The sequence below is a fragment of the Streptomyces anulatus genome, assembly GCF_000721175.1.
Taxonomy (GTDB): domain Bacteria; phylum Actinomycetota; class Actinomycetes; order Streptomycetales; family Streptomycetaceae; genus Streptomyces; species Streptomyces anulatus_C.
This window is the reverse complement of the sequence record NZ_JOEZ01000066.1, coordinates 1-13,350: the sequence shown is the minus strand read 5'-3', so window position 1 is coordinate 13,350 and position 13,350 is coordinate 1. Positions and strand designations below refer to the sequence as shown.

Annotated in this window: 8 protein-coding genes and 1 pseudogene; 4 read left to right on the top strand and 5 right to left on the bottom strand. The window is 71.7% G+C overall.

Annotated features, from left to right (window positions below; all coding sequences use genetic code 11):
• The first annotated feature begins 136 nt into the window (after nucleotides 1-136).
• The 3 genes from IG90_RS0137900 to IG90_RS0137890 all read left to right on the top strand — a co-directional run bounded on the left by IG90_RS0137900 (nucleotide 137) and on the right by IG90_RS0137890 (nucleotide 6,118).
• Nucleotides 137-1,201, top strand: coding sequence for a hypothetical protein (locus tag IG90_RS0137900; protein ID WP_030595531.1), 1,065 nt, complete (start codon nucleotides 137-139; stop codon nucleotides 1,199-1,201).
• 283 nt (nucleotides 1,202-1,484) lie between these two features.
• Nucleotides 1,485-4,793 (top strand): S8 family serine peptidase, encoded by a 3,309-nt coding sequence (locus tag IG90_RS0137895; RefSeq protein ID WP_030595528.1) that lies wholly within the window; start codon nucleotides 1,485-1,487, stop codon nucleotides 4,791-4,793.
• Between the two features lie 296 nt (nucleotides 4,794-5,089).
• Nucleotides 5,090-6,118 carry an aspartate-semialdehyde dehydrogenase gene (locus tag IG90_RS0137890; RefSeq protein WP_030595524.1) on the top strand — a complete coding sequence of 343 codons (1,029 nt, stop codon included), beginning with the start codon at nucleotides 5,090-5,092 and terminating at the stop codon, nucleotides 6,116-6,118.
• Between the two features lie 87 nt (nucleotides 6,119-6,205).
• Here IG90_RS0137890 and IG90_RS0137885 read toward each other — a convergent pair whose 3' ends face one another.
• Nucleotides 6,206-6,706, bottom strand: a complete 501-nt coding sequence (locus IG90_RS0137885) for a DUF1203 domain-containing protein (RefSeq protein WP_030595520.1) — start codon at nucleotides 6,704-6,706, stop codon at nucleotides 6,206-6,208.
• Nucleotides 6,707-6,829: 123 nt separating this feature from the next.
• Between IG90_RS0137885 and pepN the strand changes: the two genes are divergently transcribed.
• Complete coding sequence (pepN, locus tag IG90_RS0137880; RefSeq protein ID WP_030595517.1) at nucleotides 6,830-9,412, top strand: aminopeptidase N; 2,583 nt, start codon at nucleotides 6,830-6,832, stop codon at nucleotides 9,410-9,412.
• 73 nt (nucleotides 9,413-9,485) lie between these two features.
• Here the strand turns inward: pepN and IG90_RS43110 are convergent.
• From IG90_RS43110 to IG90_RS0137860, 4 genes and pseudogenes are all read right to left on the bottom strand, one after another.
• Nucleotides 9,486-10,088 (bottom strand): annotated as a pseudogene (locus IG90_RS43110) (LysR family transcriptional regulator); the annotation flags it as partial.
• A gap of 151 nt (nucleotides 10,089-10,239) precedes the next feature.
• Nucleotides 10,240-10,470 (bottom strand): hypothetical protein, encoded by a 231-nt coding sequence (locus tag IG90_RS0137870; RefSeq protein ID WP_459170906.1) that lies wholly within the window; start codon nucleotides 10,468-10,470, stop codon nucleotides 10,240-10,242.
• Nucleotides 10,471-10,490: 20 nt separating this feature from the next.
• Nucleotides 10,491-12,749: a 4-alpha-glucanotransferase gene (gene malQ, locus IG90_RS0137865; RefSeq protein WP_030595509.1), complete on the bottom strand. Its 2,259-nt coding sequence runs from the start codon at nucleotides 12,747-12,749 to the stop codon at nucleotides 10,491-10,493.
• Nucleotides 12,750-13,061 carry a hypothetical protein gene (locus IG90_RS0137860; protein ID WP_030595505.1) on the bottom strand — a complete coding sequence of 104 codons (312 nt, stop codon included), beginning with the start codon at nucleotides 13,059-13,061 and terminating at the stop codon, nucleotides 12,750-12,752.
• Nucleotides 13,062-13,350: the final 289 nt, after the last annotated feature.

The window sequence follows — 13,350 nt, the reverse complement described above, 5'->3', positions numbered from 1 at the left end:
TTGGCGGACCCGAGAACCACTACAAGGGCTGCACCCGTATCACCAGCCGAAACGCCCAAAGTTGCGCCGCAGACCGAACCCGTAACCGAACGGCATTGGGGTTAGGGCACCCTCCACGGGCGGGAAGCTCCGGGACATGACCCAGAACACCCCGCTCTCCCTCCGTCTCCCCCGTCCACCTCTCGGGCCCGAGGACGTCACCGAGCGTGTTATCTCCGCCGCCCAGTTGAGGGCGCGGGGCGTGTCCGCCACGCAGACGTCCGCGCAGTGCCTGCCCGGCGGCCCCTGGCAGCACCTGCTGCCGGGGGTCTATCTGCTGCACCCGGGCCCGCCCACCGGCCAGGAGCGGCTGCACGGAGCGCTGTTGTACGCGGGTCGCCCGCCGGTCTCCGCGCGGCGCGCACCGGCGGGCCCTTCGGAGACGGGGTTCGGCGAGGCGATGGTCACCGGGATCGCCGCGCTCGCGCTGCACGGCTTCGCCACGGCCGGGGACCTGGGGGCGCTGCACCGGATCGACGTACTGGTCCCGCGCACCCGGCGGCTGCGGTCCACCCGGTTCGTGGAGGTGCTGCGGACCGCCTCGGCGCCGGGCGCGGTACGGGTGGGCGAGGTGCCTGTCGCCCCGGTGGAGCGGGCGTTGGCGGACGCGGTGGCCGGCCTGACCGAGGCGGCGCACGTCCGGCGGCTGCTGACCGAGGCGGTGCGCGACGGGCACTGCGAACCAGCTTCCGTGGTAAGGGAGTTGAGCGAGGCGAAGCTGCTGGTACGGCCCGCCGTGGTGGGCGCGGTGGACGCGCTGCTGGCCGAGGGGCGGGCGGTCGCGGAGGCGCGGCTGTACGCGATGGTGCGCGAGCACGGACTGCCGGAGCCGCTGTGGAACGTGGAGCTGCGGCTGCCGGGCGGGCCCCGGCTCGGCGGGGTCGACGCCTACTGGCCCGACCACGCCGTGGCGGTGGAGCTGGACACCCGGGCGCCCCGGTACGGCGTGCCCGGCCGGAGGGGCCGGGCCCAGCAGGATCCGCAGTGGTCCGCGTACGCCGCGAAGCGGGAGCACCTGGAGCGGCTCGGGGTCACGGTCGTCCACCTCACCCCGAGGAAGCTGCGCGAGGCGGTGGACCAGCAGGCGACGGTGGTGCGGACGGCACTGATGGCGGCGGGCGACCGGGAGCCGGCCGGGTGCGTGATGGCGCTGCCGCGTTGAGCGAGGCCGGTGCGGGTCGTGCGCGCGGGGCGGCGGCGAGCGGCCCTGCGGTGCTCGCTGGTCCGGACCACGCGTCCGGCAGGTCCGGACCACCGCACGGCACCAGGCGCCACCCGTGTGCTGTTTGACCTCATTCCTCCCTTGTGGCACATCGTGCCCCGTGGCGGATCTATGCCATGGCCCAAACTCGTCTCCGTCAACTCTCCACAAACCCCTGTCATTTACGACAGGGTAAGCGGTCATCCGGTACCGAATTCCGGACTCTCTCTTTCAATTAACAGGGATGCTGATGACCAAGGAATCCCCCAGTTCCATACCCGGGGCGAGACGCGCCGCTCGTATCGCGGCCGCTGCCGGCCTGGCGGCCGCACTGGCCGCCTCCGGCGCCGCTCCGGCCTTCGCCGCGGACGACCCGGCTCCGGCGCCCGTCAAACCGGCCGCCACGAGCGACCGGGGCGACAAGCTCGGCAAGGCCGACGCCGATCTCCTGGCGAAGGCCGAGGCCAAGGGCGAGAAGAACGTCACCATGATGGTCGCCACCACCCCCGGTGCGACCGAGCAGGTCAGCAAGCAGCTGGACGCCGTCGAGGGATCCGTGCTCGGCACGACCTACGACAAGCTCGGCTACGTCCGGGCGACGGTCCCGACGAAGAGCGCCGAGGCCACGATCGAGAAGGCCTCCAAGCTCTCCTCCGTCCTCGGCATCGATCTCAAGCAGGAGATCAAGCTGGACGACCCGACGCCCAAGGGCGACCGGGCCGCCGGGGCGAAGCAGCCGAAGACCACCGGCAGTTACGCGGCGCCGGACAAGAGGACCCCGGCGAAGAACCCGTACAACCCGTCGTTCGAGACGGGCGCGGTCGACTTCGTCGCGAAGCACCCGAAGGCCGACGGCCGCGGGATCACCATCGGCATCCTGGACTCCGGCGTCGACCTCGGTCACCCGGCCCTGAAGAAGACCACCACCGGCGAGCGCAAGATCGTCGACTGGGTGACCGCGACCGACCCGGTCAGCGACGGCGACGGCACCTGGCTGCAGATGTCCCAGTCGGTCACCGGCCCGACGTTCACCTCCGGCGGGAAGACGTACTCGGCGCCGGCGGGCAGCTACAAGTTCGCCACGTTCGCCGAGGCGGCCACCACCGGCGGTGACATGGCGGGCGACCTCAACCGCGACGGTGACACCACCGACGTCTGGGGCGTGCTGTACGACGCGGTCACCGGTACCACGCGGGTCGACCTGAACAGCAACGCGGACTTCTCGGACGACAAGGTCCTCAAGCCGTACAAGGACAAGTTCCAGGTGTCCTACTTCGGTGAGGACGACCCGCGCACCCCGGTCGTCGAGCGCATCCCGTTCGTCGTCGAGACCCGCAAGAACGTCGTCCACAACGCGGCCGGCGCGAAGGCCGACTACGTCAACATCGGTGTCATCGAGGGCTCGCACGGCACGCACGTCGCGGGCATCACCGCGGCCAACGGCCTGTTCGGCGGCGAGATGAACGGCGCCGCCCCCGGCGCCAAGATCGTCTCCTCGCGTGCCTGCACCTGGTCCGGCGGCTGCACCAACATCGCGCTGACCGAGGGCATGATCGACCTCGTCGTCAACCGCGGCGTCGACATCGTCAACATGTCGATCGGCGGCCTGCCGCCGCTGAACGACGGCAACAACGCGCGCGCCGAGCTCTACAAGCGCCTGGTCGACATCTACGGCGTGCAGCTGGTCATCTCGGCCGGCAACAGCGGCCCGGGTCTCAACACCATCGGCGACCCGTCGCTCGCCGACCACGTGATCTCGGTCGGCGCGTCGATCTCCAAGGAGACGTGGGCGGCCAACTACGGCTCCAGCGTCACCAAGAAGTACGACATGCTGCCCTTCTCCTCGCGCGGTCCGCGTGAGGACGGCGGCTTCACGCCGATCATCTCGGCGCCGGGTGCGTCCATCAACACCACCCAGACCTGGGCGCCGGGCGGTCCGGTCAAGGAGGCGGGTTACGACCTGCCGGCCGGCTACTCCATGCTCCAGGGCACCTCGATGGCCTCCCCGCAGGCGGCGGGCGCGGCCGCGCTCCTGCTGTCGGCGGCGAAGCAGAAGGACATCGAGCTTCCCCCGGCCGACCTGCGCACGGCGCTGACCAGCACCGCCGGTCACATCAAGGACGTGCCCGCGCACGTCCAGGGCTCCGGTCTGATCAACATCGTCAAGGCCTGGAAGCAGATCGCCAAGCAGGGCAAGCCCGCGCACGAGTTCTCGGTGAAGGCCCCGGTCGACACCGCGATCGACTTCGCGCTCAAGGACCCGGGCTTCGGCACCGGCCTGTACGACCGCGAGGGCGGCCTGAAGGTCGGCGAGACCAAGGTCTACGACGTCGTCGTCACCCGCACCACGGGCCCGGACCGCGACGTCCAGCACAAGCTGTCGTGGAAGAACAACGACGGCACCTTCGAGCTCAGCAGCCCCGAGTACGTCTCGCTGCCGCTCGACACGCCGGTCAAGGTCAAGGTCAAGGCGAAGGCGAAGACCGCCGGGGTGCACAGCGCGATCCTGCGGGTCGACGACAAGAAGACCTCCGGCGTCGACCACCAGATCATGACCACGGTCGTCATCGCCCAGGAGCTGCAGCAGCCCGGTTTCGCCTACAAGCACTCCGGCTCGGTCCAGCGCAACGGCACCACGTCGTACTTCGTCAACGTGCCGGAGGGCGCGAAGACCCTTGAGGTCGCCCTCAGCGCGCTGCGCTCGGGCAGCCAGACCCGGTTCATCGCCCTGCACCCGTACGGGACGCCGGTCGACCCGACCTCCACGGTCAACTGCTACCCGAACTACGAGAACCCGGCCAACACCTGCCGGCCGGACGCGCGTTCCTACAAGGACCCGCAGCCCGGCGTGTGGGAGATCGAGGTCGAGTCGCGTCGTACGTCGCCGCTGCTGGACAACCCGTACAAGCTGGATGTCTCGCTGCTCGGCGTGACCTTCGACCCGGCGGTGCAGACCATCGCCGAGGCGAAGACCGGCACTCCCGCCGCGGTGGACTGGACGGTCACCAACGGTGCCGCCGCCCTCCAGGGCAAGCTCCAGGGCGGCTCGCTGGGTTCGGCCAAGGTGGCCAAGCCGTCGATCGCCACGGGTGAGACCCGTGAGACCACGGTCACCATCGGCGAGGGCGTCGAGAAGCTCGACATCGCCATCGGATCCACCTCGGACGCCAACGCGGACATCGACCTGTACGTCTTCCGGGGCGCCACCCAGGTCGGCAGCGGGACCACGGCCGGCTCCGAGGAGCGGGTCAGCCTCGTGAAGCCCGCCGCGGGCACGTACACGGTCGTCGTCGACGGCTACTCGGTCCCGGCCGGGACCACCACGTACGACTACCGCGACGTCTTCTACTCGGCCTCGCTCGGCACGATCAAGGTCGACTCCACCAAGGCCGTGAACCTGGCCAACGGTGCGTCGGCCCAGGTCGGCGCCGAAGTCGTGGTCGCCGGAGCGGCTCCCGAGGGCCGTCAGTTCTTCGGCGAGGTCCAGCTGGTCAACGCGCGCGGCACCGCCGCGGGCACCGGCAGCGTCGTGATCGAGAAGGTCACGCCGTAACGGATCGCGACTGATCGTCCCTGATACGACGGCGGGGCGGGCGCTCTCACGAGCACCCGCCCCGCCGTGCGTGTTCCTCGTCACACCGCCCGGCCGCCGCCGCAGATGTTTCCCTTCGGGCACAGGGAAGCCGCAGAACCTGCGGCCCTCGCGCGGAGAGTCCGCAGGTCGGACAATGGATTGGACAAGGCGGGCCAGGACATACGCATCATGGAGCGGCAAACGGACCGCACAGTCGCACAGCGTGCGGACGCATGGGTGTGCAGACGTACAGACGTCAGAACAGAGGAGTCCTCGTGAAGGTCGGAATCGTCGGCGCCACCGGTCAGGTCGGCACAGTCATGCTCAGGATCCTGGCCGACCGGGACTTCCCGGTCGACGAGCTGCGGCTGTTCGCCTCCGCCCGGTCCGCGGGCTCCACGATCGACTTCAAGGGCTCCGGCGTCACCGTCGAGGACGCCTCGACGGCCGACTACACGGGCCTGGACATCGTGCTGTTCTCCGCCGGCGGCGCGACCTCGAAGGCGCTGGCCGAGAAGGTCGCCGCCCAGGGGGCCGTGGTGATCGACAACTCCTCCGCCTGGCGCAAGGACCCCGAGGTCCCGCTCGTCGTCTCCGAGGTCAACCCGCACGCGGCCCGGATCCGGCCCAAGGGCATCATCGCCAACCCGAACTGCACGACGATGGCCGCGATGCCCGTGCTGCGCCCGCTGCACGACGAGGCCGGTCTCGAAGCGCTGACCGTCGCCACCTACCAGGCCGTGTCGGGCTCCGGGGTCGCCGGCGTCGCCGAGCTGCACGGCCAGGCGGCCAAGGTCGTCGCCGAGGCCGAGAAGCTGGCCCACGACGGCGAGGCGGTGGACTTCCCCGAGCCGGCCGTCTACAAGCGCCCGATCGCCTTCAACGTGCTGCCGCTGGCGGGCTCGATCGTGGACGACGGTTCGTTCGAGACGGACGAGGAGCAGAAGCTCCGCAACGAGTCCCGCAAGATCCTGGAGATCCCGGAGCTGAAGGTGTCCGGCACCTGCGTCCGGGTTCCGGTCTTCTCCGGCCACTCGCTCCAGATCAACGCCCGCTTCGCCCGCCCGATCGGCGTCGAGCGCGCCTACGAGCTGCTGAAGGACGCCGAGGGCGTCGAGCTCTCGGAGATCCCGACCCCGCTCCAGGCGGCCGGCAAGGACGCCTCCTTCGTGGGCCGCATCCGGGTCGACGAGACGGTGGACCACGGCCTCGCGCTGTTCGTCTCCAACGACAACCTCCGCAAGGGCGCGGCGCTGAACGCCGTGCAGATCGCGGAGCTGGTGGCGGCCGAGCTGAAGGGCTGACCCGCAGCGTCACGCGCATACGACGGGGCGGCCACCGATCACCGGTGGCCGCCCCTTCGCGTACCCGTCCCCGTCCCCGTACGCGTCTCAGCTTCTCCGCGCCTCGAAGTGGAAGCACCCGTACTCCACCGCCCGCACGTGCACCAACACCACCTCCGGGTCCGCGAACGCCTCGTCGAGGGCCGCGTCGAAGCCCTTCTCCGGCTCGGCCGGGAGCTCCAGCAGCCGGCCGCCCGCGATATGCCCCCGGGCGTCGTAGCGGCGCACCGCGCGCAGCGCGCCCGCCCGCGAGAAGGGGTATCCGGCGCGCTCCGGGTCCGGGCCCGCGCACGCCTCGGCGTGGATGAAGACGGGTCCCTGTTCGTCGTACGCCCCCGGGCTCGCCCCGGTCGAGCGGGCCCAGCGGCGCAGCGGGGCGTAGGAGACGAGGGCGACGCGCTCCCCCGGCTCGCTGCCGCGCAGACAGCAGCGCAGCGGGTGGCCGCCCTCGGTCGCGGTGTACGGGCGGCAGGGCCGGCCCGCGTCGTCGGTGGTGCGGAGTTCGTCGAGAGCGGTGGGGTCGATGGGGCGTGGCTGGTGTCCGGTCATGGTCCGAGCGTGTCGCGCGGAGCGGTCCGCGTCCGGCGGAAAACGGACATCGCGCTGGGAGCACGGTACGTGGAAGGATGGCCGGAAACGCCGCTTATCAAGTCACACCTAGGAGATGACCGCGTGCCTGGCACGAATCTGACCCGCGAAGAGGCACAGGAGCGGGCGCGCCTGCTGACCGTGGACGCGTACGAGATCGATCTCGACCTCTCCGGAGCGCAGGAGGGCGGCACCTACCGGTCCGTGACCACCGTGCGCTTCGACTGCGCGGAGGCGGGTGCGGAGTCGTTCATCGACCTGGTCGCCCCTGCCGTCCACGACGTGGTGCTGAACGGCAAGAACCTGGACGTGGCCGCCGTGTTCCACGACGCGCGGATCGCCCTGCCGCATCTGCGCGAGGGCTCCAACGAGCTGAAGGTCGTCGCCGACTGCGCTTACACCAACACCGGTGAGGGCCTGCACCGGTTCGTCGACCCGGTCGACGAGCAGGCCTATCTGTACACGCAGTTCGAGGTCCCGGACGCGCGCCGCGTCTTCGCCTCGTTCGAGCAGCCCGATCTCAAGGCGACCTTCGCGTTCACCGTGAAGGCCCCGTCCGGCTGGACGGTCATTTCGAACTCGCCGACGCCGGAGCCGAAGGACGACGTCTGGTCCTTCGAGCCGACGCCGCGCATCTCGACGTACATCACGGCCCTCATCGTCGGCCCGTACCACGCGGTGCACAGCAGCTACGAGAAGGACGGCCGGTCCGTCCCGCTCGGCATCTACTGCCGCCCCTCCCTCGCGGAGTACCTGGACGCCGAGGACATCTTCGCCGTCACCCGGCAGGGCTTCGAGTGGTTCCAGGAGAAGTTCGACTACGCGTACCCGTTCGCCAAGTACGACCAGCTCTTCGTCCCGGAGTTCAACGCGGGCGCGATGGAGAACGCGGGCGCGGTCACCATCCGCGACCAGTACGTCTTCCGCTCCAAGGTGACGGACGCGGCGTACGAGGTGCGGGCCGAGACCATCCTGCACGAGCTGGCCCACATGTGGTTCGGCGACCTCGTCACGATGGAGTGGTGGAACGACCTCTGGCTGAACGAGTCGTTCGCCACCTACACCTCGATCGCCTGCCAGGCGGACGCCGCGGGCTCGAAGTGGCCGCACTCCTGGACCACGTTCGCCAACTCCATGAAGACGTGGGCGTACCGCCAGGACCAGCTGCCCTCCACGCACCCGATCATGGCGGACATCCGGGACCTGGACGACGTCCTCGTCAACTTCGACGGGATCACGTACGCCAAGGGCGCCTCGGTGCTCAAGCAGCTCGTGGCGTACGTCGGCAAGGACGCGTTCTTCCAGGGCGTGCAGGCGTACTTCAAGGCGCACGCCTTCGGCAACACCCGCCTCTCCGATCTGCTGGGCGCGCTGGAGAAGACCTCCGGACGCGACCTGAAGACCTGGTCGAAGGCGTGGCTGGAGACGGCGGGCATCAACATCCTGCGCCCGGAGATCGAGACCGACGGACACGGTCACGTCACCTCCTTCACCGTGCTCCAGGAGGCCCCCGCGCTGCCCGCAGGTGCGAAGGGCGAGGCGACGCTGCGCCCGCACCGGATCGCCATCGGCTTCTACTCCATCGACGATGCCGCGGGCGGCAAGCTCGTACGCACCGACCGGATCGAGCTGGACGTCGACGGCGAGCGCACCACCGTGCCGTACCCGCAGGGCAAGGCCCGCCCGGCCGTCATCCTGCTCAACGACGACGACCTCTCCTACGCCAAGGTCCGCCTCGACGAGGAGTCGCTGCGGGTCGTCACCGAGCACCTGGGCGACTTCACCGAGTCGCTGCCGCGCGCCCTGTGCTGGGCCTCGGCCTGGGACATGACCCGCGACGGCGAGCTGGCGACCCGCGACTACCTCTCGCTGGTGCTCTCCGGCATCGGCAAGGAGTCGGACATCGGTGTCGTCCAGTCGCTGCACCGCCAGGTGAAGCTGGCGCTGGACCTGTACGCCGCGCCGGAGACCCGTGAGGGCGCACTCAACCAGTGGACCGACGCGACGCTGGCGCACCTGCACGCGGCGGAGCCGGGCAGCGACCACCAGCTGGCATGGGCCCGCGCCTTCGCGGCCACGGCCCGCAACCCGCAGCAGCTGGACCTGCTCCAGTCGCTGCTGGACGGCACCGGGTCGATCGAGGGCCTGGCCGTCGACACCGAGCTGCGGTGGGCGTTCGTGCAGCGGCTGGCGGCGGCCGGTCTGCTGGACGAGGAGGAGATCGCCGCCGAGTACGAGCGGGACAGGACGGCGGCGGGCGAGCGCCACGCGGCCTCCGCGCGGGCGGCCCAGCCGTCCGAGGAGGCCAAGGCCGAGGCGTGGGCCTCGGTCGTGGAGTCCGGCGAGCTGCCCAACTCGCTTCAGGAGGCGGTCATCAGCGGCTTCGTCCAGTCGGACCAGCGCGAGCTGCTGGCCCCGTACACGGAGAAGTACTTCGCCTCGGTGAAGGAGGTCTCGGACTCGCGCAGCCACGAGATGGCCCAGCAGATCATCGTGGGCCTCTACCCGGCCCTCCAGGTCTCGCAGGAGACGCTGGACGCCACGGACGCCTGGCTGGCCTCGGCCGAGCCGAGCGCGGCCCTGCGCCGGCTGATGTCGGAGTCGCGGTCCGGTGTGGAGCGCGCCCTGAAGGCCCAGGCGGCGGACGCGGCGGCGGCCACCGCGTAGCGGCACGTACGGCCCTGGGGGCGTCCTCACCGCTACGGCGAAGGGGGCGCCCCCTTGGCGTACGCCCGCGCGCGGTGATCTCGGACCAGGGGCCCGAACCGCCGAAGATCCAGCGGTCGGCGGCCAGGTCCGCGAGGCGCAGGGCGGGTGCCCCGGCCAGCGGGTGGCCGGCGGGGAGCGCCACGGTCAGCGGGTCGACGAGCAGCGGGAAGAGACGGAAGCGGGGGTCGCGGGCGGTGGGCGCGTGGGCGGCCAGCGACAGGGCCAGGTCCACCTCGCCCGCGGTGAGCAGCTCGTACGCCTGGGCGGCCTCGGCCTCCCGTACGCGTACGTCGGGTCCCGGGCGGTCCTCGGCGCACAGCAGCCGGACGGCGGGGACGACGAGGGCGGGCACGGCGGTGGAGAACGCGCCGACCCTGACCTCCCCGGTCTCGCCGCGCAGATAGCCGGTCAGTTCGGCATCGGCCCGCTCCAGCTGGGCGAAGACGGCCTCGGCGTGGCGCAGGACGAGGTGGGCGGCGTCGGTGAGGCGGACCCGGCGGCCCTGGGCCTCCAGGAGGTCCACCCCGAGCTGCCTGGCCAGGTTGGTGAGCTGCTGGGAGACCGCGGAGGGGGTCATCAGGAGCGCCTCGGCGGTCGCCGTCACCGTGCCCCGGTCGCGCAGGGTGCGCAGGATGCGGAGCTTCTTGACGTCCCACTCGGTCGTGGGCGCAACCTACCGGCCCGGCACTCGCCGCGACGGGTCCGTCCGGGACCGGACGTACGGATGCGCCGCGCGGTGGTCGCTACCGGCGGCGCACCCTTCGTGCAGGTCGTACGTGTGCGGGTCAGACCTGCTTCTTGGACTTGTCCAGGACCATGACCAGGCCCGTGATCACCACGAACAGGGCGATGGGCGCGATGACGTAGAGACCGATGGTCTCCATCGCGCTCATGCGCGGAGCCGGGTCGTCACCGTCGTCGGGCGTGAGCGCGAGCGCCGGGGCCGACATGAGCAGCATCATCAGCGTCGTCCCGGCCGCAACGACGCCGGCGCGCATAGCGTTCTTCTTGTCCACGGTGCCAACGTAGCGAACGCCTAGGGACCGCGCTCGCCCGGGGGTGCCGTACGGGCCTTTCGGGGCCGCAGGACCTCCATCAGCGTGTGCAGCCGGGGCGAGGCGGCGATCTCCTCCAGGGTGACCGGATGGCCCTCTGCGTCGGCGATCGGGAGCCGCCAGTTGGGGTACTGGTCCCAGGTGCCGGGGAGGTTCTGCGGGCGGCGGTCGCCGACGGTGTCGGGGAGCCAGACGCCGGTCATCCGGGCGGGGGTGCGCAGCAGGAAGCGGTGGACGGCCCGGACGGCGGCCTCCTCGTCGCCGTCGCCCTCGGGGAGCATCCGCAGCCGGGCGAGGAGGGCCAGCCATTCGGCGGTGTCGGTGGCGTCCTCGGTCAGCTCCTCCTCCAGGGAGCGGGTGAGCAGGCCGAGGCGGTGGCGCAGCGTCACGTGATCGCCGGTCAGCCTGGCGGCGGTGGAGGGCAGATCGTGGGTGGTCGCGGTGGCCAGGCAGTCCCGCCGCCACCTCTCCGGGGCGAGCGGCCGGCCGTCGCCGTCCCAGTCGCGCTCGAACCAGAGCACCGAGGTGCCGAGCACGCCGCGCCGGGCGAGCGCCTCGCGGACCCCGGGCTCGACGGTGCCGAGGTCCTCGCCGACGACGACGGTCCCGGACCGGTGGGCCTCCAGGACGAGGACGGCGAGCATCGCCTCGGCGTCCTGGGCCACGTAGGTGCCGTCGGTGGGCGGGCGGCCCTCGGGCACCCACCAGAGCCGGAACAGGCCCATCACGTGGTCGATGCGCAGGGCTCCGGCGTGGGCCAGCAGGCCGCGCAGCAGGCCGCGGTAGGGGGCGTAGCCGGTGGCGGCGAGGACGTCGGGCCGCCAGGGCGGCAGGCCCCAGTCCTGGCCGCGCGCGTTGAAGGCGTCGGGGGGCGCGCCGACGGACATGCCGTGGGCGAAGGCCTCCTGCTGGGCCCAGGTGTCGGCGCCGGCCGGGTGCACGCCGACGGCGAGGTCGTGGACGATCCCGACGCTCATCCCGGCGTCCTCGGCGGCCCGCTGGGCGGCGGCGAGCTGGGTGGCGGTCAGCCAGGCGAGGCGGCAGTGGAAGTCGACCCGGTCCAGCAGCTCGGCCCGGGCGCGGGCGGTTGCCGGGGAGCGGGGGTCGCGCAGGGCCTCGGGCCAGGTGTGCCAGTCGGGGCCGTGGACCTCGGCGAGCGCGCACCACAGGGCGTGGTCCTCCAGCGCCTGGCCCTGCTCGGCCAGGTAGTCGCAGTAGGCGGCGCGCCGGCCAGGGGTGAGGGGCACCTGGACGACCAGCTCCAGGGCCTGGCGCTTCAGCTCCCAGACGGCGTCCCGGTCGATGAGCGCGCCCTTGTTCAGCACGGCCTCGCTGAGGGCCGCGGCGTCCTGCCGGAGGTCGTCCAGGGTGGTCCGGTCGCGGACGTGGCCGTACTCGGGGATCGACTCGACGTGCAGATGCACCGGGTCGGGGAAGCGGCGCGAGGAGGGGCGGTACGGGGACGGGTCGGTGGGGCTGCCCGGAACGGCCGCGTGCAACGGGTTGACCTGGACGAACCCGGTGCCGAGCGTGTGTCCGGACCATGCGGCGAGGTCGGCCAGGTCGCCGAGGTCGCCCATGCCCCAGGAGCGGGCGGAGAGCAGGGAGTAGAGCTGGACCAGGAAGCCGTGGGCGCGCTCGGGCGGCTGCGGGACGCGGGCCGGGGCGGTGATGAGGGTGGCCGTGGCCCTGCGGTGGTCCGGCGTACGGACGTGGATGCGGTGGACGCCGTGGGGCGGCGGGATCCACCAGGCGGGGGCGGACGCCGGAACGTCCCGGTCCGGGCCGCCGGCCCATGGGGGCACGACGGAAACGGCCGCGCTGCCCCCCGGAGGCCGATCGTGAACCGCGTCAACGCTCCCCGGAGGCGGCGCGGAGACAGTAGGGGCCGCCGCCCGTGCCCGCATGCTCAGCGGGGCGGGCCGGCGGGCCGAGGGATGTCCGGGGGGCCCGGCCGGCTCCGGCTCCGGCTCGACCGTGACGGTCGAGCCGGGGGGCAGTCCGGCCAGGGCGGGCGGCAGGGGCTCGCCGGCCCAGACCACCACGGTCGGCGGCAGCAGGCGCGAGCGGGACTCCGCGGCGGCGAGGCACTTCCGTACGTCCGCCGGAGTGCCGGCGTCGACGCCCAGCGCGGCGAGCACGGCGATGACCGTGTCGTCGGGGACGGACACCGTGACATCCGGCGACGGGGAGTAGGAGGTGGCGACACCGTGCAGTGCGGCGAGCCGGGACAAGCCCATTCAGACTCCTGGGAACTCCATGCCCCCTGCGGTGCCGGGTGCGGTCGGCTCGCTGGTCAGAGGGGCGACGGCGGCGAGCGGAGGCTCGCTCGTGAGAGGGGTGGCATCGGCGAGCGGAGGCTCGCTGGTCAGCGGCGCGGAATCGGCGAACGAGGATTCACCGAGCAGGAGGGAGACATCGGCGAGCGGCGGCCCGCTGATCAGGTGGGCGACTTCGGCGAGGGGAAGTCCGCTGGTCAGCGGCCCGGAATCGGACTGGGCGGGTACCTGTTTGGAGAGGGCGGAGAGCAGGAGCTGCGCGGCAGCGGGCATGGTGGCCTCCTGGCCATGGAGAACAGGACACAGCAGACCTACCCAGGCCTCGCCCTGGCAGACGTGGACGTGATGCAGGCGTTATGACAACGACTCCAACGTGCTCTGGGTCACATTCCGTTCCTCCGACTGCCCCGTATGGGTCGTTTTCAGCCACTCCCACGCACCACGTGACGCCCCACCAGCCCCACTAGGGCCAATGCCGTTCGGTTAGCCGTCTGACGGGTTTGGCAACGTGCTGGATCTCGATGTGGACGGTGGTCCTGTGGGTGCGGTGGTCGATGGCGCG

Excerpts from the sequence above, each read along its gene's own strand:
- IG90_RS0137885 (WP_030595520.1), bottom strand. The coding sequence starts at position 6,706 with ATGACCGGACACCAGCCACGCCCCATCGACCCCACCGCTCTCGACGAA.
- IG90_RS0137900 (WP_030595531.1), top strand. The coding sequence starts at position 137 with ATGACCCAGAACACCCCGCTCTCCCTCCGTCTCCCCCGTCCACCTCTC.
- IG90_RS0137860 (WP_030595505.1), bottom strand. The coding sequence starts at position 13,061 with ATGCCCGCTGCCGCGCAGCTCCTGCTCTCCGCCCTCTCCAAACAGGTA.
- IG90_RS0137895 (WP_030595528.1), top strand. The coding sequence starts at position 1,485 with ATGCTGATGACCAAGGAATCCCCCAGTTCCATACCCGGGGCGAGACGC.
- malQ (WP_030595509.1), bottom strand. The coding sequence starts at position 12,749 with ATGGGCTTGTCCCGGCTCGCCGCACTGCACGGTGTCGCCACCTCCTAC.